At 60.0% G+C, this 23,276-nt stretch carries 28 protein-coding genes and 1 riboswitch; of the genes, 14 read left to right on the forward strand and 14 right to left on the reverse strand.

Features of this window, described 5'->3' with window-relative positions; all coding sequences use genetic code 11:
• The first annotated feature begins 37 nt into the window (after nucleotides 1-37).
• Nucleotides 38-529 (forward strand): pantetheine-phosphate adenylyltransferase, encoded by a 492-nt coding sequence (coaD, locus tag ACZ1HN_RS12465; protein ID WP_299206508.1) that lies wholly within the window; start codon nucleotides 38-40, stop codon nucleotides 527-529.
• A gap of 37 nt (nucleotides 530-566) precedes the next feature.
• Here coaD and ACZ1HN_RS12470 read toward each other — a convergent pair whose 3' ends face one another.
• The 7 genes from ACZ1HN_RS12470 to gap (ACZ1HN_RS12500) form a co-directional block, all read right to left on the reverse strand.
• On the reverse strand, nucleotides 567-1,556 hold the full coding sequence (locus ACZ1HN_RS12470) for a FecCD family ABC transporter permease (RefSeq protein WP_472729318.1): 990 nt from the start codon (nucleotides 1,554-1,556) through the stop codon (nucleotides 567-569).
• 62 nt (nucleotides 1,557-1,618) lie between these two features.
• The gene (locus ACZ1HN_RS12475; protein ID WP_472727731.1) at nucleotides 1,619-2,554 is read right to left on the reverse strand and encodes an ABC transporter substrate-binding protein; all 936 of its coding nucleotides are present in this window, start codon (nucleotides 2,552-2,554) and stop codon (nucleotides 1,619-1,621) included.
• Between the two features lie 8 nt (nucleotides 2,555-2,562).
• The gene (locus ACZ1HN_RS12480; protein WP_472727732.1) at nucleotides 2,563-3,345 is read right to left on the reverse strand and encodes an ABC transporter ATP-binding protein; all 783 of its coding nucleotides are present in this window, start codon (nucleotides 3,343-3,345) and stop codon (nucleotides 2,563-2,565) included.
• Nucleotides 3,342-3,746 (reverse strand): DUF1636 family protein, encoded by a 405-nt coding sequence (locus ACZ1HN_RS12485; protein ID WP_472727733.1) that lies wholly within the window; start codon nucleotides 3,744-3,746, stop codon nucleotides 3,342-3,344. The genes ACZ1HN_RS12480 and ACZ1HN_RS12485 overlap by 4 nt, the downstream gene beginning before the upstream one ends.
• 104 nt (nucleotides 3,747-3,850) lie before the next feature.
• Nucleotides 3,851-4,065: riboswitch (cobalamin riboswitch) on the reverse strand.
• A gap of 133 nt (nucleotides 4,066-4,198) precedes the next feature.
• On the reverse strand, nucleotides 4,199-5,203 hold the full coding sequence (gene gap, locus ACZ1HN_RS12490; RefSeq protein WP_472727734.1) for a type I glyceraldehyde-3-phosphate dehydrogenase: 1,005 nt from the start codon (nucleotides 5,201-5,203) through the stop codon (nucleotides 4,199-4,201).
• 143 nt (nucleotides 5,204-5,346) lie between these two features.
• Complete coding sequence (locus ACZ1HN_RS12495) at nucleotides 5,347-5,490, reverse strand: hypothetical protein (protein ID WP_189368609.1); 144 nt, start codon at nucleotides 5,488-5,490, stop codon at nucleotides 5,347-5,349.
• Nucleotides 5,491-5,564: 74 nt separating this feature from the next.
• Nucleotides 5,565-6,566 (reverse strand): type I glyceraldehyde-3-phosphate dehydrogenase, encoded by a 1,002-nt coding sequence (gene gap, locus ACZ1HN_RS12500; protein WP_472727735.1) that lies wholly within the window; start codon nucleotides 6,564-6,566, stop codon nucleotides 5,565-5,567.
• Between the two features lie 205 nt (nucleotides 6,567-6,771).
• Here gap (ACZ1HN_RS12500) and ACZ1HN_RS12505 point away from each other — a divergent pair, with 205 nt between their 5' ends.
• On the forward strand, nucleotides 6,772-7,746 hold the full coding sequence (locus ACZ1HN_RS12505) for a DUF808 domain-containing protein (protein WP_472727736.1): 975 nt from the start codon (nucleotides 6,772-6,774) through the stop codon (nucleotides 7,744-7,746).
• Between the two features lie 43 nt (nucleotides 7,747-7,789).
• Here ACZ1HN_RS12505 and ACZ1HN_RS12510 read toward each other — a convergent pair whose 3' ends face one another.
• The gene (locus ACZ1HN_RS12510) at nucleotides 7,790-8,047 is read right to left on the reverse strand and encodes a hypothetical protein (protein ID WP_472727737.1); all 258 of its coding nucleotides are present in this window, start codon (nucleotides 8,045-8,047) and stop codon (nucleotides 7,790-7,792) included.
• Nucleotides 8,048-8,159: 112 nt separating this feature from the next.
• Complete coding sequence (gene tkt, locus ACZ1HN_RS12515) at nucleotides 8,160-10,175, reverse strand: transketolase (protein WP_472727738.1); 2,016 nt, start codon at nucleotides 10,173-10,175, stop codon at nucleotides 8,160-8,162.
• A gap of 274 nt (nucleotides 10,176-10,449) precedes the next feature.
• On the opposite strand from tkt, the gene ACZ1HN_RS12520 reads away from it, so the two are divergent.
• Complete coding sequence (locus ACZ1HN_RS12520) at nucleotides 10,450-10,941, forward strand: hypothetical protein (protein ID WP_472727739.1); 492 nt, start codon at nucleotides 10,450-10,452, stop codon at nucleotides 10,939-10,941.
• Nucleotides 10,934-11,326 (forward strand): cell division protein ZapA, encoded by a 393-nt coding sequence (locus ACZ1HN_RS12525; protein ID WP_299206483.1) that lies wholly within the window; start codon nucleotides 10,934-10,936, stop codon nucleotides 11,324-11,326. Before ACZ1HN_RS12520 ends, ACZ1HN_RS12525 begins: the two co-directional genes overlap by 8 nt.
• Before the next feature lie 103 nt (nucleotides 11,327-11,429).
• Here the strand turns inward: ACZ1HN_RS12525 and grxD are convergent, their stop codons facing one another.
• From grxD to ACZ1HN_RS12540, 3 genes are read right to left on the reverse strand one after another with little or no spacing between them, the layout of a single operon-like run.
• Entirely contained in the window at nucleotides 11,430-11,792 is a 363-nt protein-coding gene (grxD, locus tag ACZ1HN_RS12530; RefSeq protein WP_299206481.1) for a Grx4 family monothiol glutaredoxin, read from the reverse strand.
• A gap of 1 nt (nucleotide 11,793) precedes the next feature.
• Nucleotides 11,794-12,114 carry a hypothetical protein gene (locus ACZ1HN_RS12535; RefSeq protein ID WP_472727740.1) on the reverse strand — a complete coding sequence of 107 codons (321 nt, stop codon included), beginning with the start codon at nucleotides 12,112-12,114 and terminating at the stop codon, nucleotides 11,794-11,796.
• Nucleotides 12,111-12,350 (reverse strand): BolA/IbaG family iron-sulfur metabolism protein, encoded by a 240-nt coding sequence (locus tag ACZ1HN_RS12540; RefSeq protein ID WP_299206808.1) that lies wholly within the window; start codon nucleotides 12,348-12,350, stop codon nucleotides 12,111-12,113. Before ACZ1HN_RS12540 ends, ACZ1HN_RS12535 begins: the two co-directional genes overlap by 4 nt.
• Before the next feature lie 163 nt (nucleotides 12,351-12,513).
• On the opposite strand from ACZ1HN_RS12540, the gene ACZ1HN_RS12545 reads away from it, so the two are divergent.
• The 6 genes from ACZ1HN_RS12545 to ACZ1HN_RS12570 all read left to right on the forward strand — a co-directional run bounded on the left by ACZ1HN_RS12545 (nucleotide 12,514) and on the right by ACZ1HN_RS12570 (nucleotide 18,853).
• Nucleotides 12,514-13,482: an XdhC family protein gene (locus tag ACZ1HN_RS12545; RefSeq protein WP_472727741.1), complete on the forward strand. Its 969-nt coding sequence runs from the start codon at nucleotides 12,514-12,516 to the stop codon at nucleotides 13,480-13,482.
• On the forward strand, nucleotides 13,479-14,471 hold the full coding sequence (locus ACZ1HN_RS12550) for a molybdopterin-binding protein (protein ID WP_472727742.1): 993 nt from the start codon (nucleotides 13,479-13,481) through the stop codon (nucleotides 14,469-14,471). Before ACZ1HN_RS12545 ends, ACZ1HN_RS12550 begins: the two co-directional genes overlap by 4 nt.
• 117 nt (nucleotides 14,472-14,588) lie before the next feature.
• Nucleotides 14,589-15,074: a (2Fe-2S)-binding protein gene (locus ACZ1HN_RS12555; RefSeq protein WP_189368599.1), complete on the forward strand. Its 486-nt coding sequence runs from the start codon at nucleotides 14,589-14,591 to the stop codon at nucleotides 15,072-15,074.
• A 90-nt stretch (nucleotides 15,075-15,164) separates the two neighbouring features.
• Nucleotides 15,165-17,528: a xanthine dehydrogenase family protein molybdopterin-binding subunit gene (locus tag ACZ1HN_RS12560; protein WP_472727743.1), complete on the forward strand. Its 2,364-nt coding sequence runs from the start codon at nucleotides 15,165-15,167 to the stop codon at nucleotides 17,526-17,528.
• A 93-nt stretch (nucleotides 17,529-17,621) separates the two neighbouring features.
• Nucleotides 17,622-18,413: an FAD binding domain-containing protein gene (locus ACZ1HN_RS12565; protein ID WP_472727744.1), complete on the forward strand. Its 792-nt coding sequence runs from the start codon at nucleotides 17,622-17,624 to the stop codon at nucleotides 18,411-18,413.
• Between the two features lie 65 nt (nucleotides 18,414-18,478).
• Complete coding sequence (locus ACZ1HN_RS12570; protein WP_472727745.1) at nucleotides 18,479-18,853, forward strand: hypothetical protein; 375 nt, start codon at nucleotides 18,479-18,481, stop codon at nucleotides 18,851-18,853.
• Here the strand turns inward: ACZ1HN_RS12570 and ACZ1HN_RS12575 are convergent.
• Complete coding sequence (locus tag ACZ1HN_RS12575) at nucleotides 18,850-19,599, reverse strand: SDR family NAD(P)-dependent oxidoreductase (protein ID WP_472727746.1); 750 nt, start codon at nucleotides 19,597-19,599, stop codon at nucleotides 18,850-18,852. The two genes, ACZ1HN_RS12570 and ACZ1HN_RS12575, sit on opposite strands and share 4 nt — an antisense overlap.
• 209 nt (nucleotides 19,600-19,808) lie before the next feature.
• On the opposite strand from ACZ1HN_RS12575, the gene ACZ1HN_RS12580 reads away from it, so the two are divergent.
• Both ACZ1HN_RS12580 and ACZ1HN_RS12585 read left to right on the forward strand, forming a co-directional pair.
• Nucleotides 19,809-20,132, forward strand: coding sequence for a hypothetical protein (locus ACZ1HN_RS12580; protein WP_472727747.1), 324 nt, complete (start codon nucleotides 19,809-19,811; stop codon nucleotides 20,130-20,132).
• A gap of 142 nt (nucleotides 20,133-20,274) precedes the next feature.
• On the forward strand, nucleotides 20,275-20,637 hold the full coding sequence (locus ACZ1HN_RS12585) for a phasin family protein (RefSeq protein WP_472727748.1): 363 nt from the start codon (nucleotides 20,275-20,277) through the stop codon (nucleotides 20,635-20,637).
• Nucleotides 20,638-20,703: 66 nt separating this feature from the next.
• Here the strand turns inward: ACZ1HN_RS12585 and infC are convergent, their stop codons facing one another.
• A complete protein-coding gene (gene infC, locus ACZ1HN_RS12590; protein ID WP_472727749.1) occupies nucleotides 20,704-21,399 on the reverse strand; it encodes a translation initiation factor IF-3 in 696 nt (231 codons plus the stop codon).
• A 135-nt stretch (nucleotides 21,400-21,534) separates the two neighbouring features.
• Between infC and ACZ1HN_RS12595 the strand changes: the two genes are divergently transcribed.
• Nucleotides 21,535-22,299: a hypothetical protein gene (locus ACZ1HN_RS12595; RefSeq protein WP_472727750.1), complete on the forward strand. Its 765-nt coding sequence runs from the start codon at nucleotides 21,535-21,537 to the stop codon at nucleotides 22,297-22,299.
• 116 nt (nucleotides 22,300-22,415) lie between these two features.
• Entirely contained in the window at nucleotides 22,416-23,264 is an 849-nt protein-coding gene (locus tag ACZ1HN_RS12600; protein ID WP_472727751.1) for an aminoglycoside phosphotransferase family protein, read from the forward strand.
• Nucleotides 23,265-23,276 lie beyond the last annotated feature (12 nt).

Consider the following 23,276-nt stretch of genomic DNA (forward strand, 5'->3'; position numbering starts at 1 on the left):
TGCTGCATTGCGGCCAAGACGACTGACGGAGCCGCCAATGCGCATCGGCCTTTACCCTGGCACCTTCGATCCCATCACGCTGGGGCACATTGATATCATTCGGCGGGCCAGTCCCATGGTCGACAGGTTGGTGATTGGCGTTGCCATCAACCGCGACAAAGGGCCTTTGTTCTCATTGGAAGAACGCGTGGCAATGATCGAGGCCGAATGCGCGAAGTTGAGCGCGCAGACGGGGACCGAGATTGTCGCCCATCCCTTTGAAAACCTGTTGATCGATTGTGCTCGTGACGTCGGAGCACAGCTTATCATTCGTGGACTGCGGGCCGTTGCCGATTTTGAATACGAATTCCAGATGGTCGGCATGAACCGCCAGCTTGATAACAGCATCGAAACCGTATTCCTGATGGCCGAAGCCGAACACCAGGCGATTGCATCCAAGCTGGTCAAGGAAATCGCCCGCCTTGGGGGCGATGTCAGTAAATTTGTGACACCGCTTGTGAATGACGCGCTGGAACAGCGGTTCGGTTGATCTGGATCTTTCGACACGTTTGTCGAGGGAACTTTACCTAGCCCACGCGCCGTCGCAGCAGCCAGACAAAGAAGACACCACCAATTAGCCCGGTGATGACGCCAATTGGCACCTCGTCGGGCGCCATGAATGTGCGCGCAAGAACATCGGCCCAGATCAGGAACACGGCACCCAGTAGGGCAGAAGCAGGTAGAACGCGCGCATAGTCGCCCCCGACGATCAGGCGCACGATGTGTGGCACCATCAGGCCAACAAAACCGATGATGCCGGAGAAGGCCACCATGACACCGGTGATCAGCGCGCCCACCACGAAAACGGAGAGGCGAAACCGAGCCACGGGGATACCCAATGTGGATGCTGTTTCATCTCCGATGGTCATGGCATTCAGGTTGCTGGAGTTGAACCGCAGGTAAGCGCCGCCTGCGACCAGGATTGCAAATGGAAAGACAAGCTGGCCCCACTGGGCGAGGCCAAGCCCACCCAGCATCCAGAACACTACAGTATGGGTTGCGCGCGGATCACCAAGAAAGATCAGCATGTTGGCCAGTGACATGACGATGAAGGACACGGCAACACCTGCGAGGATCAGACGATCTGCGCTGGTTGCCGAGGCAAACTGGGACACCGCCAGCACAAGCAGCGTCGCTGCGAGCGCACCAAGGAAGGCCAAAAGCGGTACGGTGAGCAGGCCCAGAAACAGACCCGTATGCAGCAAGGCCAGAATGGCGCCAAACGCGCCGCCGGCAGAGATGCCCAGAAGATGGGGATCGGCCAGCGGGTTGCGCGTAACGGCCTGCAGGCTGGCCCCGACCATTGCAAGTCCGGCCCCGACACAACAGGCCAGAAGCGTGCGGGGAAAGCGGATGTCCCACACTATCGCCTCGCGACCCGAGGACCATGCCACGGGCACCCAGTCGGGCGATATCTTGCTAGCGACTACGCCCCAAACCACCGACATCGGGATCGGAATCGCACCCAGGCCAATAGCTGCAGAAATGGAAAGGACCAGAACAGCAAAGCTCACCATGATCGCGAACGGGCGCGTCAAAGTGCGGTTTTTTACAGCTGCATTGGTTCTCTCCATGCGGATCACTCCACGCGGAATGCGGCGGCGAGCGTCTTGACCGCGTTGATGTTGCGGGGACCCGGTGTTGCCTCGACATATTCCAAGGTGACGAAGCGATTATTTTTGACTGCATCAATCTCGGCAAAGGCGGGGTTGGACATCATGAAGGCGCGTTTTTCCTCAGCTGTGACCTCACCGTAATTCACGATCACAATGATTTCGGGATTGCGCTCAACCACCGCTTCCCAACCGACGGTGGCCCAACTTTTTTCAAAGTCATTCATGATGTTGGCGCCACCCGCTGCTTCGATCAGGGCGTTGGGCATGGCATAGCGCCCTGCCGTAAATGGCACATCTTCACCACTGTCATAGACAAAGACACGGGGGGCCGCCTCAAGTGGCTCTAGCTCCGCCGTAAACCCCTCCAGATCGGCGCGGTAGTCTGCGACCAATGCTTCGGCCTTGTCAGAAACGTCAAAAATCGCACCCAGGTTCAGCAGGTCGTTGTACATGTCGTCCATGCTGGCGGCATCTTTGTCGCCGATGTGAATGCAGCTTTCCGTCAATTCGTAGACGTCGATGCCAAAGGGCGCGAGCGTTTCGGGTGTAACGTCGCCCCCAACCTTTATGCCGTAGTTCCAACCGGCAAAGAAGAAGTCTGCGTCTGCGCCTATCAGCACCTCTTTGCTGGGGTATTTTGCGGACAGTTCTGGCAGCGCTTCGATGCCCGCCGTCATCTCTTCGTCCAGTGTTTTCCAGCCCGAAATACCTGTGTAACCGACCATCCGGTCTGCAAGGCCAAGCACAAGCATCATCTCGGTCAGGTTTACGTCGTTCGAGATTGCAGCCTGTGGCGGGGCATCGAAGGTGACAGTACGGTCACAGCTTTGCACCGTGGTTTGTGCGAATGCGCCGGTGGCGCACAGGATGGCGATGAGGGTGGTGAGTGTGAATTTCATTGGGGGCCCTATGTCGGCAAATGGAATGAAAAATGTTTGGTATCGCTTGGGCTCAGCCGCTCGCGCCGCGCATCGACACGGAATGCGGATGACACCTGTGCTTCGGTCAGCACCTGATCGGGAGGGCCAAAGCCCTTGGTGTGGCCATTCTCAAGAAGCAGGATGGCGTCACAGGTCTGCGCGGCCATGTTCAGGTCGTGCAGCGAGACGATGATGGTGAGGTCAAGCTGGCGGATCAGTGCCAGCACCTCGAGCTGATGACGGATATCAAGGTGGTTGGTCGGCTCATCCAGCACCAGGACCTGCGGTTCCTGCGCCAGTGCACGGGCCACCATAACCCGCTGCCGTTCTCCACCTGACAGTGTTGCCACGTCCCGATCCGCGAAATCCTGAAGGTGCAACTGCTTGATCGTGCTTGCGACGATGCCAGCATCTCGTGCGCCGCTGGCGGAAAACCCGGCGCCGTGCGGTGTGCGACCCAGTGTCACGACCTCGCGCACTGTCAGTCCAAAGGAAGAGACCTGTTCCTGCAAGACCGCCGCCACACGTTGCGCCGCCGTGCGCGGCGGGACAGACCAGATGTCTTTGCCAGCGATGCGAATTTGGCCGGTCGAAGGGCGGTAGTAGCGGTAGATCATCCGCAGCAGCGTTGATTTACCAGCCCCGTTTGGCCCAACGACACCCAGAACCTGCCCAGCCTGAACGTGAAAGCTGGTCGGTTTCAGCAGCGGGGCCGAGCCACGCTGTGGTGTCCAACTGACGTTTTCGGCAACAAGATCAGCGGCGCTCATGACGCCCGCACGTTGCTGTCTTCCAGCGCGATGATGGCGGCCGGGACCCGGGCAAGTGTTGATGTGCGCAATTTTCCGGGGCGGTCCACTGATGAACACCATCCGTCGTCCATCTGTGCATATTGCCGGGCAAATGCCATGAGGTCGTCTATGTCTGTGTCCGCTTCGATATCCCCAAACAGGTAAGTGGCCTTGCGGGTGCCATGATAGGCAACGGTGCAGGGGCGATCGCATCCGGCCATGCAGGCCACGCCAGAGATTTCAAACTCGTCCGTGATGCTGTCGCCCGCCGCGGCAATCGCAGCGCGCAATTTTGCAATCAGTTCATAGCCGGGTCGGCAATTGCTGCCCTTGTGCCGACAGGATGTACATATCGTGATCTTCTGTGGTGGTTGGCCCATGTCGCCCTCCGCGATAGTTCGAGGCGTACGGCAGACATGTCACTTTTGGCGGGTCGTTCCGCAAAAACCATCATGGCTTCCTGTCCGGACGCCCCGTCCGGGTTGAAGTTACATCGATGATGGCAGGTCTCCTGACTCGCGGGTCCGGGCTTGCCCGATCCTTCCCGAACGCAGGCGTTCAGTGGTGATCATCGGGGTCGCTCACCGCTCACAGTTGCGGGGGCAGTTACGGATTTGGCACCAATCGGCATCCTCACCGTATTCCCTTTTCATCCCGGTTAGCCGTCGGCATCCGGGAACCATCGCAAAAAACGATCTGCTAGAAACAGGGGCGCGTCAAGCGGGAAAGATCGAGTGGCCACTCGGATATCTGCGTTGTGTCGCGGGGCCGGGGCTGCAAACAAAAAAGGCGCCCATGTGGGGCGCCTTTTCGATCTGTGGTGCGATAAAGGTCAGAGGTAGTTGCCCATCTCAACCGCTGTGTCACCCATGCGGTTCGAGAAACCCCATTCGTTGTCATACCAGCTCAGGATACGGACCATGTTGCCATCCATGACCTTGGTCTGGTCGGTGGCAAAGATCGACGAGTGCGGATCGTGGTTGAAGTCCATCGACACCAGTTTGGCGTCCGTTATGCCCAGCACACCTTTCAGTGGGCCAGCGGCGGCGGCTTCGGTCATGGCTGCGTTAATCTGCTCAACGGTCACGTCGCCATTCACCTCAACCGTGAGGTCGACACAGGATACGTTCGGTGTGGGGACGCGGATCGCCACACCGTCCAACTTGCCGTTCAGTTCCGGCATGACCAGACCAACGGCCTTGGCTGCCCCGGTCGAGGTGGGGATCATCGACAGCGCCGCAGCGCGGGCGCGGTAGAGATCCTTGTGCATCGTGTCCAGCGTTGGCTGGTCGCCGGTATAGCTGTGCACGGTGGTCATGAAGCCGCGCTTGATGCCGAACTGGTCATGCAGCACCTTGGCGACGGGCGTCAGGCAGTTGGTGGTGCAGGAGGCGTTCGACACAACCACATCGTCACCCGACAGGGTGTCATGGTTTACACCATAGACGATGGTTTTGTCGGCGTTCTTGCCGGGGGCAGAGATCAGCACGCGGCTGCTGCCGTTCTCAAGATGCGCCTGACACGCCTCTTTCGAGGTGAAGATGCCGGTACATTCCATCACGATGTCTACATGGCTCCAAGGCAGGTCGGCGGGGTTGCGCTCTGCCGTGACCTTGATGGGGCCATGGCCCACGTCGATGCTGTCGCCTGCGACGGTCACCGTCGCGGGGAAGCGGCCGTGCACGCTGTCATATTGCAGCAGGTGGGCGTTGGTCTCGACCGGCCCGAGGTCGTTGATCGCGACCACCTCGATATCTGTCCGACCGCTTTCGACGATCGCGCGTAGCACGTTGCGCCCGATGCGCCCGAACCCGTTGATTGCAACTTTGATGGCCATGGTATCCCCCATGTCTGGTGTCAGAATGATGTCTGAACGCGGCCCCGAAGCTGAGGGGAGCGCCGTTACCGCTAACAAATGCAAAGCGACGCGATTGTCAACCGGGGATGCCGGTCAAATCGGTGCGACATGTCGGGCGCGGGTCAGCGCCAGAACGCGATCCACTCCAGCAGCTCAGCGAATTTCTTGCCCAGGAAAATGAGGTGTTCCTTACCATACAGCATCACATCCAGGGTGATCGCGCCGATGATCAGCAGGGCAAGGACAAGGGCGATGCGGTTGGTCATGGGGCTGCGTCACAAAGAAAAAGGGCAGGGCTGTTGTGACAGCCCCACCCGATGCTTGCAACCTGTAGAGTTGTTCAGGTCAGGCGACCCATGGCAACCGCGACATCTGCCATGCGGACCGAAAACGCCCATTCATTGTCATACCATGCCAGCACGCGCACCATTCGGTTGCCCACCACCTTTGTCTGGTCGGGGGCAAAGATGGACGAGTGTTCGGTGTGGTTGAAATCAACGCTGACCTTCTGTTCGTCATCATAGGCCAGCACACGACCCATGGGGCCGGCTGCAGCCTCGGCCATGGCGGCATTGACCTCTTCGACGGTCACGTCGCGACTGGCTTCAAATGTCAGGTCCACGGCGCTCACATTCGGCGTGGGCACGCGCATGGCGGTGCCATCGAGCTTGCCTGCGAGGTTCGGTAGGACTTCGCCCAGAGCCTTGGCAGCACCGGTCGAGGTTGGGATCATGGCCATCGCCGCGGCGCGGGCCCGGTATAAATCGTCGTGCCGACGGTCCAGTGTCGGCTGATCGCCCGTGTAGCTGTGGATCGTGGTCATCACACCGCGTTCGATGCCAAACGCGCGGTCCAGAACCTTGGCCAGTGGGGCAAGGCAGTTCGTGGTACACGACCCGTTGGAAATCATCCGGTCATTGGCGGCGAGCTGTTCGTCGTTCACGCCGAAGACAACCGTCTTGTCCACGTTTTTGCCCGGCGCCGACAGCAGCACTTTCTTAGCGCCGCGGTCCATGTGGACCTTGGCCTTTTCGCCGTCGTTGAACTTGCCCGTGCATTCCAGCACCACGTCCACGCCGGTCCAGTCCAATTCATTCATGTCGTAGGTGGACATCATGCGGATCGGCCCACGGCCCAGATCCATCGTATCGTTGGTCAGTTTCACCTCGTTTGGGAAACGACCGTGCACGCTGTCATACTTGATCAGGTGGGCGGCCGTTTCCAACGGCCCCGTGGCGTTCACAGCCACCACGTCGATGTCGTTGCGCAGCGACGTTGCAATATGGCTGAGGGTGCAGCGCCCAATGCGTCCAAACCCGTTAATTCCGACTTTGATGGTCATGTTTCCGGTCGTCCTTCCGCTGGGGCAGCTTGAATGTCGCGAGCGTGATAGCCGCTACGCCGCAATGAGAGAAGGGGAAAAGAGAATATTAATCAGAGTGTTAGCGATAAACGTGTTCCATTGTATGCAGTTCGCGCTAACAGTATGCGGAACCGCCACACTGTGTTATGCGCTAACGTAAGGACAAAACGAGGGAACGGGCGAAATGAGCGGACTTTTGGCTCTTTTGGACGACGTTGCGGGAATCGCCAAAGTGGCGGCCGCATCGGTGGATGATGTGATTGGGCAGGCGGCCAAGGCAGGGGCAAAGGCGGCTGGCGCTGTGATCGACGACGCTGCGGTGACGCCGAAATACGTTGCGGGCTTTTCAGCTGACCGCGAATTGCCAATCATCTGGCGTATCGCCAAGGGGTCGTTCAAGAACAAGCTCGTGTTCCTGTTGCCCATCGGTCTGCTGCTGGCCAACTTCGCGCCTTGGGCCATTCCGCCGCTTCTGATGCTGGGCGGAGCCTATTTGTGTTTCGAAGGGGCGGAGAAGGTGGCGCATGTGCTGGGGTGGGGCCATGGGCACGATGATTACCCAGGCAAAGAGACTGAAGTTCAAGACCCGGCGCATCTGGAAGAGCAGAAGGCCCAAGGTGCCATCAAGACCGATTTTATCCTATCGGCGGAGATCATGACGATCTCACTGGCAGCCATCCCCGAAAGCAATTTTTGGATGGAAGCCGCGACGCTGGCGGCGGTGGCCATCATGATTACAGTGGCGGTCTATGGATCCGTTGCATTGATCGTGAAGGCGGATGACGCTGGCCTCGCCATGGCAAACAATGGTCGCCTTGGCCTGACACGCGCGCTGGGGCGAGGGCTGGTCAAGGTGATGCCAGGCTTTATGAAGCTGCTGACAATCGTCGGAACGGCAGCCATGCTGTGGGTTGGTGGGTCCATCATCGTGCACGGTTTGGCAGAAATGGGTTGGCACACACCGGAAGAGATAATCTATGGCCTCGGCAAATCGGCGGGAGCCATGGTCGAGGGGGCGTCGGGCTTTGTGTCTTGGATCACCAAGGCTGGCGTTGATGGAATCTTGGGCCTTGCCTTGGGCTTTGCACTCATTCCGGTTGGAGAAAAGATCATCACGCCGATCTGGCGCGGCGTGTCTGCATCGCTTTCGCGTGCCTGATCATTAAGCTAAGTACAGTTTTCCTGGCGCGGGCGATCTGATGTCAGACCGTTTCCGCGTGCGGCTTGGGACTGATCTTGGCGTCCACCATCGAGTCCTGAGATTCTGCCGCAGAAGACATGGGCAGGGCGGGATCACACGTATCTTTTCTAAGCGAAACAAGCATAGTCATGGCAACGGTCAAAGCCGCGCCGCCGAACGAATAGATAAGCAGGGCAACCCACCAACTGGCGCCCATTGCCAAAGCTGTTATTGCCCCACCGGCGGCCAGAATTGTGGCTATGATCAATATGCCAATCACGCGTGCCCTATTGTTTGCGCTCACTCTCCAAATACGTGTGTGCCAGTTTCCACACCTGGGACACTAATAACAGCACAAAATTTCAACCGGGGCGTTAACGGCACTCATTCGCTCACATAAGCGCCTTTGCCTTCTTGACCACTATTTCCGCCGTGATGCCGAATTTTTCGAACAGGACGTCGGCAGGCGCGGATGCGCCAAAGTCGTCCATACCCACGAAATTCGCCTTGTTGGCCTTGCCACGTTCGCCCAGCAGCCAACGATCCCAGCCCTGACGCACCGCTGCTTCGATGCCGATACGAGCGGCTCCCGCAGGCAAGACTTTGCGGCGATAGCTCTCATCCTGCTGTGCAAACAACTCCATGCAGGGCATGGATACGACACGTGTACCGATACCGGCATTTTGCAGGGTTTCACGGGCTTCGAGTGCGATAGAGACCTCTGAACCTGAGGCAATCAGAATCACCTGGCGCTTACCTTCCGCCTCAGCCAGCACATAAGCGCCCTGGGCCGTCATGTTCTTCAGCTTGTGCTCTGTGCGTACTGTCGGCAGGCCCTGACGGGTCAGGGACAGGACCGACGGCGTTTCAGTGGATGACAGCGCAAGTTCCCAGCTTTCAGCGGTTTCCACCGCATCGGCGGGGCGAAACACCATGGTATTGGGCGTGGCCCGGCTGATGGCCAGGTGCTCGACCGGCTGGTGAGTCGGGCCATCTTCGCCCAGGCCGATGCTGTCATGGGTCATGACGAACACCGTCGGGATTTTCATCAGGGCCGCCAGACGCATGGCGGGGCGGGCATAGTCAGTGAAGCACATGAACGTGCCGCCATACGGACGGATGCCACCATGCAGCGCCATGCCGTTCATTGCGGCGGCCATGCCGTGCTCACGGATACCCCAGTACACATAGCGACCGCCACGGTTGTCGGTGTCGAACACACCCAGATCGCCCGTCTTGGTGTTGTTCGATCCGGTCAAGTCAGCCGAGCCGCCTACGGTTTCAGGCATCACCGGGTTGATGACTTCAAGTGCCTTTTCAGATGCCGCCCGCGTCGCCAACTTGGGCGCGCTTTCCGACATCTGCTTTTTGAACGCTTTGATGATAGCCGACAGCTTCTTGGGCACCTCACGGGCGAGGGTCCGGTTGAACTGAGCCTGCTTTGAGCCTGAAATGGAGGCAAACCGCTCTTCCCAGGCTGCGCGCGCTTCGGCCCCACGGGTGCCGATGGCCTCCCACGCGGCTTTGACATCGGCGGGCACATCGAACGGTCCGGTGGTCCAGCCATATGCCGCCTTGGCGTCCTGCAACTGCGTCTGGTCGGTCAACGCGCCGTGGCCTTTGGACGTATCCTGTGCCGCATGACCCAGTGCAATATGCGTCTTGCAGGCAATCATGGTGGGCTTTTTCTGTGTCTTCGCCTTGGTGATCGCGGCGTCAATTGCCTCCGGATCGTGGCCGTCAATCTCGATCACGGCCCAGCCTGCAGACTTGAAGCGCTGCGGCTGGTCGGTGTTGTCTGCCAGTGATAGCGGCCCGTCAATCGTGATGTTGTTGTTGTCCCAGAAGACAATCAGCTTGCCCAGTTGGTGACGGCCAGCAAGCGTGATGGCTTCCTGGCTGACACCTTCCATCAGGCATCCATCACCTGCGATGGCATAGGTATAGTGATCGACAACCTTCTTGCCGTATTGGGCGCGCAGGATTTCCTCGGCCATGGCAAAGCCTACGGCGTTCGAAACGCCTTGGCCCAGTGGGCCAGTGGTAGTCTCGATTCCCTTGGCGTGGCCATATTCCGGGTGGCCTGCAGTGATCGCGCCCCACTGACGGAAGTTCTTGACCTGCTCAAGGGTCATATCCTCGTAGCCGGTCAGGTGCAGCAGGGAATAAAGCAGCATTGAGCCGTGACCGGCAGACAGAATGAACCGGTCGCGGTCGGGCCAGTCCGGTGACTTGGCGTCGAATTTCAGGTGCTTTTCAAACAGGACGGTGGCCACATCGGCCATCCCCATGGGCATGCCTGAGTGGCCGGAATTGGCGGCGGCCACGGCATCAAGGGTCAAGGCACGGATGGCGGTGGCCTTGGACCAGTGGTCGGGATGGGCGGTGCGAAGGGCTGTCAGATCCACGGAATTGCTCGTCCTTTGGAATTTGGTTTGAGGCTGCATATCAGGCAAAGACCAAAGATCAAGGCGCTGTGCCCAAGCAAATCGGGGCATCTGACGGCAAGCGGCGTTTTGCTACATCAAAGCCGCCCTGCAAGTGGTTGATCGCAAAGGGGGGCGCATTTCCATACCTCTTTGGCTAAACTCAGGCCCAACCGGACGCTAAATCGATCTGAACAGTCCGGGCGGATGGAACCATTGCGCCCATGCGCGAGGAAAAAGGGGACAGGCACAGGAAATGAGCGATATCGACGGATTGCAGCAGCGGCTGACCGCCGCGATGGACAGGATCGCCACCGGCCTTGAGGGGCTGGACACGGCAGGGGCCGACGACACGGGGGCCTTGCAAACAGCCTTGGATGATGAGCGTGTTGCGAACGCGCAGCTGACGGAGCGGGTGCGCAAGCTGTCCGAACGGCAAGAAGCTGCCACCTCCGACGCCAAGGCCACTGCCGATGCGGCGCAAGCCCGAGTGCAGGAATTGGACCTTGAACTCCAAAGGCTGCGCAAGGCGAACGAGCAGTTACGCGAGTCGAACGCCGCCTTGCGCACAGCGAACGAGGAAGGCGTCGGGGAAGCGCACCTGATCAACAAATCCATGATGGCCGAGCTTGAAGGTCTGCGGGCTGCCCGCGCTGCAGATGTGGCCGAAGCCAACAGCATCATCGGGGCGCTGACCCCGCTGCTCGACCAACTCGAAGCCCCGGAAGAGGAGGATGCAGATGCCTGAGGTCACAATCAACATCGGCGGGCGCCCTTTTCAGGTTGCCTGCCAGGAGGGTGAAGAAAGCTATCTGCACTCCGCGGCCAAGATGCTCGATGACGAAGCGCAGGTGCTGGCCGATCAGGCCGGGCGCATGCCGGAAGCGCGGATGCTGCTGATGGCCGGTCTGATGCTGGCGGACAAGACGGCGAGCGTCGAAGATCGCGTGGCCGAGGTCGAAGCCAAACTGGCCGAACGCGAGGCGGAACTGGAAGGGCTGCGCACCATGGGCGCGCCAGAGCCGGAAAGGATAGAGGTGCCCGTCGTGCCGCAAGCGGTGACCGACACGCTGGCCGAGTTGGCGGCCCGAGCCGAAGCTCTCGCCGCAGAAGTGGAAGAGAAGACAGCATAAAGCGCAACTTGCTGCGCATTCCCGCGAAACAAAAAAAGGCGTGCCAACCCGGCACGCCTTCTTTCTTTGAACCGTAAGGCGCACGTGTCGTGCGCCCAACTGCTTATCCGTTGGCTTCGCGGATTTTGTCCGCCGCGTCTTTGTCATAGGTTACGCCGCTTTCATCAAACAGCGTGTCCAATTCGCCGGACAGTGTCATTTCGGTGATGATGTCGCATCCGCCGACGAACTCGCCTTTGACATACAGCTGAGGGATGGTCGGCCAATCCGAAAACTCCTTAATGCCTTGGCGCAGGTCTTCATCCGCCAAAACATTCACGTCGGCGAAATCCACGCCCATGTAGTTCAGCACACCGGCCACGCGGCTGGAAAAACCGCATTGTGGCATCGACTTGGTGCCCTTCATGTACAGCACCACAGGGTTTGCATTGATGGTTTCGGTGATCCGGTTTGCGGCGTCGCTCATTCTATTTGCCTTTCTTGTGGAAAGCGCGGTGAAACCGCGCGGCATAGGTTTCATCTTCGGGCATCGCTTGGATATGCGTGCTGGCTTCCGCCATGTAGCCGCCCTTTTTCGCGGTTCCATCCGTTTTGACCTGGTTTACACGCTCCAAAGCGTCATTGCGTCGGTTGACCTTGTTCACAAGCGTCAGATCAGTCGCTTCCATACCCAACGGTACGACCCTGGTCTGACCCATCTCGTCACGATCGGGACGGCGCGCCGACAATGGACGCCGCGGTGCCCGTCGAAACGGCATGGTCACCATATGCCAAACGGCATTCATCATGGCGCCTTTGTCGTCAGGGCCAGCGCATGCAACTCGCCATGACTGCCATCCATCTTGCCCTTCAGCGCCTTTGTGACGGCCCGGTGTTGTTGCACACGGTTCATACCGGCAAACGATGCGTCGATCACCTCGGCCGAATAGTGGTTTCCGTCACCCGCCAAATCCGTGATGGTGATCTTGGCGTCGGGAAAGCTCTCGCGGATCAGATCTTCGATCTCTCGGGCTTGCATGGGCATCTGGCTGGTCTCCGGCTGGTCTTGCATACGGATGTAGGCCGCAGGCGGGGAACGCGCAAGCATAAGCGCGCGCAACAACCTGTGCTTAAGTCAGGGTTGTGTTCCCGCAAAGTCACCGCATACGCTTTGCGTGGGATGGAACCAGCAAAAATGGACGGATCGCATGTCGTCGGTTGAAACCGCGCCGGAACAAGCGCTCGAATGGATCAAAGCGGGCAAGGGCGCGGCCCTTGCCACCGTGATCGAAACATGGGGCAGCGCGCCACGTCGCGCAGGCGCCCAGATGGTCGTGTCGGGCGACGGCGATATGATGGGCTCCGTCTCGGGCGGCTGCGTCGAGGGCGCCGTGGTGGTCGAGGCGATGGAAGCGCTCGAAAATGGTAGTCCGAGGTTGCTTGAATACGGGGTCAGCGATGGCGACGCCTTTGCAGTGGGGCTGGCCTGCGGCGGCACGATCAAGATCCTCGTTGAGCCGGTGGGGTCGGCGATGCCCGAAGACACGCTTGATGCGCTTGTTACGGCCCGCGCGACGCGCCGACAGGCAGCCTATGTGGTCGACACTGAAAGCTGGGACAGGCGGCTGGACTACGACGGCCATGCGGCACGCTTTGCCAAGGACCGCACGGGGATGGAGGAGGATGGCAAGACCTTTGTCGCCATTCACAACCCTCCGCTGCGACTGGCGATTGTTGGCGGTGTGCACATCGCCCAGGCGCTTGTGCCCATGGCGAAACTGGCTGGCTATGACCCCTATATCATCGACCCCCGAGAAGCCTTCGGGTCAGAGGCCCGCTTCCCAGGTGAACGCGTGATCAATGACTGGCCGGACGAAGCGCTGGCCGAGATCGGTGTGGATGCCCGCACCGCCCTGGTCCTGCTGACACATGACCCGAAACTGGATGATCCGGCGCTCCATATCGCGTTGAAGTCCGAGGCGTTCTATATCGGCGCGCTCGGCTCGACGCGCACACATGCCAAACGCGCGGCCCGGCTGGAAGAGGCGGGGTTCACCGCAGACCAGATCGCGCGGATTAAAGGGCCCATTGGACTCGATATTGGTGCGGCAAGCCCGCCAGAGATCGCGGTGTCCATCCTGGCACAGATGGTGGCAACACTCAGGCAAGACGCATGAAGTTCGGCCCAAGGCCCGCAGCGGATGCGCTTGGCACAACGCTCGCCCATTCGTTGGTGGGTCAGTCCCGCCGCGTGCCCAAAGGAACCGTGCTGACCGTTGACGACATTGCAGAACTGACAGCGGCGGGTCACGACACGCTGACGGTCGCGGCGCTCGACCCAGGCGACATCGAAGAAAACAGTGCTGCCGAAGCTCTCGCCGCGGCCGTCGTGCCAACGCCCGAGGAACAGGGGCTGCGTGTCAGTGCGGCTGGGGCAGGGCGCGTGAACCTCTACGCGACAGGGCCGGGTGTCGCCCTGCTAGATGCGGACCGGCTCTCAGGCATCAATGCCGTTGATCCTATGATCACCATTGCCACGGTGCCGCCATTCCATCGAGTCGATGCGCGCACGATGGTCGCCACGATCAAGATCATATCCTATGCCGTGTCGCAGGACGCACTGGACAGAGCAACAGCAGATGCGGCCAACGCAATCCGTATCGTGAGCCCGCAATACTCAACGGCAACGTTGATCGAAACACAGGTCGGCAACGCCGAACCGTCGTCCAAGGGCCGCGCTGCTTTGACCGGACGGCTTGACCGCCTGAATGTGTCGCTGACGCCCCGGGTGGTGGTGCCGCATCGCGACGCCCCGCTGGCCCAAGCCGTCGCAGAGGCAGAGGGCGAATTTGTTTTCATCCTTACGGCGTCCGCCACATCGGACATGCACGATGTCGCACCGTCAGCGGTGCGTGAGGCAGGTGGAACCGTCACTGCCTATGGCATGCCAGTTGATCCGGGCAATCTGCTCTTTTTCGGAACACACCAGGACAGGCCAGTGATCGGCCTGCCCGGATGCGCGCGCTCACCTGCACTCAACGGTGCTGATTGGGTGCTGGAACGGCTGATCTGTGGCGTGGACCTGACGCCCGCAGACATCGCGCAGATGGGGGTTGGCGGTTTGCTCAAGGAAATCCCGACACGGCCCCGACCGAGAGAAAGCTGATATGCTAAGGCACTGCGCGATCTTGCGATTTCGCGGATGCGGCGAAGTTTTCTATTCTCAAGTGCCACGACCCATGCTTAACTTGATGACAACAAGAACGCCAAAAGGGAGGATGCCATGGCACAGGTCTCGATGACCGTGAACGGAAAGGCTGCGTCTGGCGAGGTCGAGGGACGCACATTGCTGTCGTCTTTCCTGCGCGACCAGCTGATGCTGACAGGAACCCACGTGGGCTGCGACACGTCACAATGTGGCGCCTGCGTGGTGCATGTGGATGGGCAGGCCGTGAAATCCTGCACGATGCTCGCTGTTGAGGCCGAAGGGGCCGATGTGGCCACGATTGAAGGTCAGGCCAACGCGGACGGATCGCTGAACGTGATCCAGCAGGCCTTTCAAGACCATCACGGACTGCAATGCGGCTTCTGCACACCCGGCATGGTGATGTCGGCAGCAGCACTGCTCAAGGACAACCCAAAGCCGACCGAGACGGAAGTCCGGGAATACCTTGAGGGCAACATCTGTCGCTGCACGGGCTACCACAACATCGTCAAGGCGATCATGGCTGCCAGCGGCCAGGACGTGTCGGCCATCGCCGCCGAGTAGCACCAAATTCCGCAGCCCGGATATCCTTCCGGGCTGTAAGTCAGCAGGCGCGCGGGGAGGCGCGCCACGCCAACAGGGAGGAATAACAACATGCCAAAAGACGGAGGCATCGGCGCCAGCAGCAAGCGGCGCGAGGACGTGCGGTTCCTGACAGGGGCCGGGAATTACACCGACGACATCAACATCCGTGGCCAGGCCTATGTGCATTTCCTGCGCTCGGATATCGCGCATGGGACGATCAAAAGCATCGACACCGCGGCCGCTGCCGGGATGCCCGGTGTGGTGCGCGTCTTTACCGGCTCGGACTTCGAGGGCGTGGGCGGCATGCCCTGCGGTTGGCAGGTCACGGACCGTCATGGACAGCCCATGCAGGAACCAGCACACCCGATCCTTGCACAGGGCAAGGTCCGGCACGTGGGCGAACCTGTCGCTGCCGTTGTGGCCGACACCGCCGAACAGGCCCGTGATGCCGCCGAGGCCATCGTGCTCGACATCGACGAGCTGCCTGCCGTGGTGGATATGAAAGCGGCGCTCGAAAGTGGTGCCACCAAGGTGCATGACGATCTCAACGACAACCTCTGTTACGACTGGGGCTTTGTCGAAGAGAACAAGGATGCCGTGAACAAGGCGTTCGAAGATGCGGCGCATGTGACCTCGCTTGAACTGGTCAACAACCGCCTCGTCGCCAACCCAATGGAACCGCGCGTCGCCGTTGGTGACTATGCCAAGGGCACCGACGACAGCACGCTTTATACGACGTCGCAGAACCCGCACGTGATCCGGTTGCTGATGGGCGCATTCGTCCTCGGCATCCCCGAGCACAAGCTGCGCGTCGTGGCCCCCGATGTGGGCGGCGGTTTCGGCACCAAGATCTTCCACTACCAGGAAGAAGCGTTTTGCACCTTTGCCGCCAAGGCCTGCAACCGTCCGGTCAAGTGGACATCCTCGCGCACAGAGGCGTTCATCTCGGACGCGCATGGCCGCGACCACGTGACCAAGATCGAACTGGCGCTGGATGCGGACAACAACTTCACCGCGGTCCGGACCGAGACGCACGCCAACATGGGCGCGTATCTTTCGACTTTCGCGCCGTCGATCCCAACTTGGCTGCACGGCACGCTGATGGCAGGGAACTACAAAACCCCGCTGATCTACGTGAACGTCAAGGCGGTCTTTACCAATACGGTGCCAGTCGACGCTTACCGTGGCGCAGGCCGCCCCGAAGCGACGTTCCAGCTGGAACGTGTCGTGGACAAGGCCGCGCGCGAGTTGGGCGTTGATCCAATTGCACTGCGCCGCCAGAACTTCATCACGGAGTTCCCCTATGCCACACCGGTCGCTGTCGAGTACGACACCGGTGACTATCACGGCACCATGGACAAGCTTGAGGAGATGGGCGACTTCGCCGGTTTCGCCGCGCGCCGCTCGGAAAGTGAAAAGAACGGCAAGCTGCGTGGCTTGGGTGTGAACTGCTATATCGAGGCCTGCGGCATTGCTCCGTCGAACCTTGTCGGGCAACTTGGTGCACGTGCCGGTCTCTATGAAAGCGCGACCGTCCGTGTGAATGCCACTGGCGGTCTGGTTGTGATGACCGGCAGTCACAGCCACGGGCAGGGGCACGAGACGTCCTTTGCGCAAGTGGTGGCCGAGATGATCGGCATCGACGAGAACATGGTCGAGATCGTGCACGGCGACACCGCCAACACGCCGATGGGCATGGGAACCTATGGCTCCCGCTCAATCGCTGTTGGGGGAAGCGCCATGGTGCGCGCGACCGAAAAGATCATCAACAAGGCCAAGAAGATCGCCTCTCACCTTCTGGAGGCGTCCGAGGCCGACACTGAGTTGAAGGACGGCGCGTTTTCTGTTGCGGGGACCGACAAGTCGGTCGCCTGGGGCGATGTGACCCTCGCGGCCTATGTGCCGCACAACTACCCGCTTGAGGATATCGAGCCGGGGCTTGAGGAAACGGCCTTCTACGATCCGGCGAATTTCACCTATCCATCAGGGGCTTATGCCTGTGAAGTTGAAGTGGATCCCGACACCGGCAAAGTGACCATCGAACGGTTCGCTGCCGCCGATGATTTTGGCAACATCATCAACCCGATGATCGTGACCGGTCAGGTCCATGGCGGTATTGCGCAGGGCATTGGCCAGGCGCTCTTGGAAAACTGCGCCTATGACGAAAACGGCCAGCTTCTAAGTGCGTCCTACATGGATTACGCGATGCCACGCGCCGACGATCTGCCGATGTTCGCTGTCGATCACTCCAGCCAGACGCCCTGCACACACAATCCGTTGGGTGTGAAGGGATGTGGCGAGGCCGGGGCCATCGGGTCACCGCCTGCAGTGGTCAACGCTGTGGTCGATGCGCTGCAATCGGCAGGCAAGGATGTGACCCATATCGACATGCCGCTGTCACCCGACAGGGTTTGGGGGGCAATGAACGGCTGAATGGAAAGTGTGGGACCGGGGGGCAGCCCCCGGACCCCCGAAGTTTATTTGGCAAGATGAAGACGCGCATCCTGCCGAGAGAAAGGACCAAAGATGTACAACTTTGATGTCGTAAAACCGACCCGGATCGCAGATGCGGTCAAGGAGTTGTCGGACAGTACCGAAAGCCAGCCCCTTGGCGGCGGTCAGACCCTGATCCCCACGCTGAAGCAGCGGCTTGCAAGCCCGGACAAGCTGGTGAGCCTGTCAGCTATCGACGAAATGCGCGGTGTTTGCACAGGAGAAGACGGATCAATCTGCGTTGGTGGAGCGACCAACCACGCCACGGTCGCGGCAGAGGCTGGGGGCTACCCCGCATTGGCGGCGACAGCGGCGCATATAGGTGACCCGGCCGTGCGCAATCGTGGCACCATCGGTGGCAGCCTTGCCAACAACGACCCCTCCGCCTGTTATCCGGCGGCTGCCTTGGGATCGGGGGCCACGATCAAGACCAACGCGCGTGAGATCGCGGCGGACGACTACTTTCAAGGCATGTTCGCCACGGCGCTGGACGAAGGTGAGATCATCACCGAGGTGCGCTTTCCGGTGCCGGAGAAAGCGAATTACCAGAAGTTCGTGCAACCTGCATCGCGCTTTGCGCTCGTGGGCGTATTCGTGGCGAAATACGCTGATGGCGTGCGTGTTGCGATCACCGGCGCAAGCAATGACGGTGTGTTCCGCTGGACCGAGGCCGAGGCGGCGCTGTCGTCGAACTTCTCGGCAGACGCCATCGACGGCCTGAGCTTGTCCGGCGACAATATGATCAGTGATCTGCATGGAACGGGTGACTACCGCGCGCATATTTGCGCCGTGATGACCAAGCGGGCCGTCACAGCGGCCGCGTGAACCGCGCTTGGACTCACCTATCGAAGGGCTGCCTGCTGGCGGCCCTTTTGCTTTTTGCCTGCAGTTTGCTTGCGGAGGACATACAATTCCAACGGGCCAACATTGTGGGGTGTGCCAAGGCTGTTGATGGTCTGGGAGATGCGCTGCGCGCGCCGATGCAAACCCATTGCCTTTCTCTGGCAATCGCAAGATGCGAAGGGTCAGAGAGCGGACCGGCCCAAGCATGTTTTAACGACCTGACGATGGTCATGCAGCGCTATGCGGAACTGCTTGAGCCGCTTTTGGATACGGCCGCCGTGCAGCGGGGAGCGTCAAACACGCTGTGTATTGCCCGCTACAGCGAGGACACGAACCTTGCACGCTGCGTGCTTGTGGCGGAATTCGGTCATCTGCGGGAGTTGTTCGATGGTGCAAGGTCCGCAGGTGTTTCACTGCCCTAGATCGAGCCGGCTTCGACCATGAAGTTGTTCGCTGTGCACATTGCAGCATCGTCTGAGGCCAGCCACAGCACCATCCGCGCCACGTACACGGGATCAATCAGGTCGGGCAGGCATTGCCGTGCACGGTGCGCCTCCAGCGCCTCTGGCGTGGCCCACAGCTCTTTTTGGCGATCCGTCATGATCCAGCCGGGCACAACCGTGTTCACCCGAATGCGGTGGTCGCCCAGATCGTGGGCCATGGTGCGGGTCAGGCCGTGTACGGCAGCTTTGGCCGTGGTGTACGCCGGAAAGCCACCTCCAGCTTCCCACCAGGAATTGGAGCCCATGTTGATGATGGAGCCGCCCCCGGCCTTGATCATGTCCGGCGCCACGGCCTGGATGGCAAAGAACATGTGGCGCAGGTTGGTCTGCATCCGTTCGTCCCAATACTCGGGGGTCACGTCTTGCCAGTTGTGCCGGTCATCACGGGCCGCGTTGTTGACGAGAACCTTGAAGGGGCCAACCTGCCTGGCCAGGTCCGCGATCGCTTCCCGTGTGGCTGCAATGTCGCGCAAGTCGCACAATGCATGGGGGGCACCGGCTGCTTTCGTCACCTCCGCCGCGCCGTCCGCATCCCGATCCAGGAACGCAACCTTAGCCCCTTGTTCGGCAAAGGCTTCGACCGTCAACCGGCCAATGCCGGATGCGCCGCCGGTGACAAGGACAGGTGCGCCGTCAAGGCTGGGGTAGCGGGCAAATTCAGGCATGGTCTCTGGCTCCGTTGATGACGGCCCCTTGTCGAATGCGCCCCGGGCAAGGTCAAGGCTGGGTCTGTGAGCGCTCACATGCAGACATTCACAAGTTGGGCAGGGCGATACAGATATGGACGGGTAAAAAAGAGGGGTTCGCGTTATGATAGTGTCACTGCATATTTAGCAGTGATTTGAAAAACTGATTTATTCAAGGAGTTACTATTATGGCTGTCGAATTTCGCCAACTGACTATTCATTTCGATCCAACCCGCGGGCGCAAACAGCGGGAATCCCAGACCGTCACCTTTGGATCCACAGTGCAAAAGGCCGAAGCGATGCTCAAAGGCTTTCGCCAGCGGTACAACAACGGCGATCACCACGTGCTGGAGCAAGAGGTTGACCTGGATATCACCCGGATATCGGGCAATGCCGTGACTGTGGCGACTGACTTCCTGCTGCGCGATGGCTCAGGCAACATTGACGATCCGTTCAGCGGCTTCGTGCAGGCGGTGGTTGTTGCCGATACGGCTGCAAATCCGCAGACCTGATATTCGTCCTGACAAGGCACCAACGCAAGTTGGCCTCTTTTTTCGGCAAGGGGCCGCGTGCGCACATCAATTTTGACTGTGCGCAAGGTACGCAGGCGCCACTCGTGTTAGCATAATCCCGCCACAGGGAGGATTGCGCACGATGAAACGCACAGACAAACACACGAAGGATACAGACCAATCAACCATGGCGGATGCCATGTCACAATGGCAAGCGGCTGGCCTCGGCGCGCTCAATTGGTTCGGGGCCTCTTCCATCGAACGAATGAGCGATATGGGTGCCGAATGGATGACCTTTGTTGCCGAACGGGTGCGCGAGGACGTTGCCTTGCAGCACTCTTTGCTACACGCCAAGACGCCCACCGAAGTGCAGGAGGTACAAATGGCCTTTCTGCAGAAGGCGATTGATCAGTACACGGCAGAAACGGGCAAGATGATCGAACTAAGTTCCAAACTGTTCGAGCCGTCCGAGGATGACGATACGAAAGACAACGTGAACGTCTAGACCGTCTGACACCAAAAAGGGCGCCGCGAAAGCGACGCCCTTGGGACTTGGGATAACAACAGGTCGTTACTTCTGCGGCAGCGGCCCGATCATCATGACCATCTGGCGGCCTTCCATCCTGGGGAAGTTTTCGACTTTGCCGATTTCCTTGGTGTCTTCGGCCACGCGCTCCAGCAACTCACGCCCCAGATCCTGGTGCGCCATCTCGCGCCCGCGGAACCGTAGGGTCACCTTCACCTTGTCCCCGTTCTCGAGGAACTTGAAGACATTGCGCATCTTCACTTCGTAATCGTTGGTGTCGGTGTTGGGGCGGAATTTCACCTCCTTCACCTCAATGATCTTCTGCTTCTTGCGGGCTTCGGCTTCGCGCTTTTGCGTCTCGTACTTGAACTTGCCGAAATCCATGATCTTGCACACGGGCGGATTGGCGTTGGGCGAGATTTCAACCAGGTCCAAGCCTGCATCGTCGGCCATATCCATGGCGCGGGCGGGGGTGACGACACCGACATTTTCGCCGTCGGCGCCAATCAGGCGGATTTCGTTGGCGCGGATCTTGTCGTTGACGCGCGGGCCGGTGTCGCGTTGCGGCGGCGCGTTGTGGGGTCTGCGAGCGATGGTGGTCGTCCTTTGATCGTTCCGAAAAATATGAGGCCAAAACCTACTCTTTGCCCTGGTTTTCTTCAACCCTCTGAATCGGCCATCCTGCGCCGAAATCTGCAAATTTCCCCCTTGCACCTTTTCACAGGCCTGCGCATCTGACACGCGAGAGTAAAGACACGGTCACAGGGGGTGACCGCGGACAAAAGGAGTGGGCAATGAAGAATCTCATTTGGATTATCGTGGCGGTCGTGATCGCGGGGGGCGTATCTGCTATACTCGGGTCAGACCCCTCAAGACGTGGCGACGCAAGCGGCGGACGCCGTGAACGCACCCGAAGCGCTGGAAAGCGCAAGTGATGCCGTTGGCGAGGCTGCAGAAGCGACCGAAAGCGCCGTGGGTGAAGCCGTGGATGCGGCAACGGACGCGGGCGAAGCGGTGGCTGAAGGCGCAGAAGCGGCTGCCGATGCCGTGGCCGATACCGCTACAGACGCAGCCGAAGGCGCCGCCGATGCGTCTGCGGATGCCGTGGAAGGCGCGCAGAGCCTGGTCGAAGACACTGCCGACGCTGCAGCAGACGCGGTTGACGCAGCAACAGAGACGGCAACGGATGCAGCGGATGCCGCAACTGAAACCGCCTCTGATGCGGTTGATGCCGCGACCGAGACAGCGACAGATGCTGCCGAAGGTGCAACCGACGCCGTCGAGGCGACAACGGATGCTGTGACCGATACGGCAGATGCCGCGACCGACACCGCGGAAGGTGCAGCAACCGAAACGACAGAGGCCGTGGAAGACACGGCAGCCGAAGCGACGGATGCAACGACTGACGCAGCGACCGACACCGCAAGCGTAGCAACTGAAAGTGCAACGGATGGCGGTGTCGCTGACCTGCTGACCGTCGACGGCTTCGAGTTCGACAAGGTCGCCGAGATGATCGACAACTCCGAAGCGTTGAGCGTCGTGCAAAAAACAACGCTCAAAGCCGGGATCGAACAGGCGCAAAACAATCCCGAAGTGCTGGAAGGCCTTCTGGACCAGCTGAAACAGGCGATGGGTCTCTGATCCAAGCTGTCAGCAAACGGTGATATGGCCGCGTCCCAACCCTTGGGGCGCGGCCTTTTTCTTGCCCACCTGATCGGGCATTGGACATGTCGAAGCAGGAACAATACCCATGCGACATGCAACCTGACACCAGTTTACTGACCGCCTTCCAAATCACACAGGCTCAACACCTGACGGACACGCCTATTGCATCGCTCTGGCGGGTCAAACGTGCGGACGGCACCACAGCCTGCTTGAAATGCTACACAGATGATGACTTGCGGGACGAAGCCCCGGGGTTCGACTTGCTCACCGCCTTGAACGGGCAGGGTGCGGCGCGCGTATTCGAGAGGGCAGGCGCAGCCGTTCTGATGGAATGGCTGGACGGCCCGTCGCTGGGCGACATGGTGCGTCAGGGGGACGATCAGCAGGCAACCCAAATCCTTGGCGATGTCGCACAGCAATTGCACCAAAGCCGGATAGACCCGCCGCGCAGCCTTGATCCGTTGCCGCATAGGTTCGAGGCGCTCTTTGCAGCGACCTTCACCCCGGATTGTCCGTCTAGCGTGCGGGCAACGGTACAAGCCGCACGCGAACTGGCGCAGCCGCTGCTGGCCAATCAAACGAATATCCGCCCGTTGCACGGTGACCTGCACCACGACAACGTGCGGGGCAGCGACCGCGGCTTTCTGGCCTTTGACGCCAAGGGTGTGTTGGGTGAGGCGACATACGAACTGGCCAACGCGTTCCGAAACCCGCTTGGATCGGATGCGATCTTTTCTGACCCGGCTGTGATCCTGCGCCGGGCGGTGCAGTGGTCCGCCGCGCTGAATGTCTCGCAAACCCATCTGCTGTCATGGGCCGCTGCTTACAGCGCCCTGTCGCTCAGCTGGACCCACAAAGGGGTGTTCGACCCCGAAGTGTCCAAAGACATGACGCTGATCGATACGTTCCTGACCCTGATTGCACAGGATCAGGATAGCTGATGCAAAGGATGC

The organism is Tateyamaria sp. GN1-10, assembly GCF_055693845.1.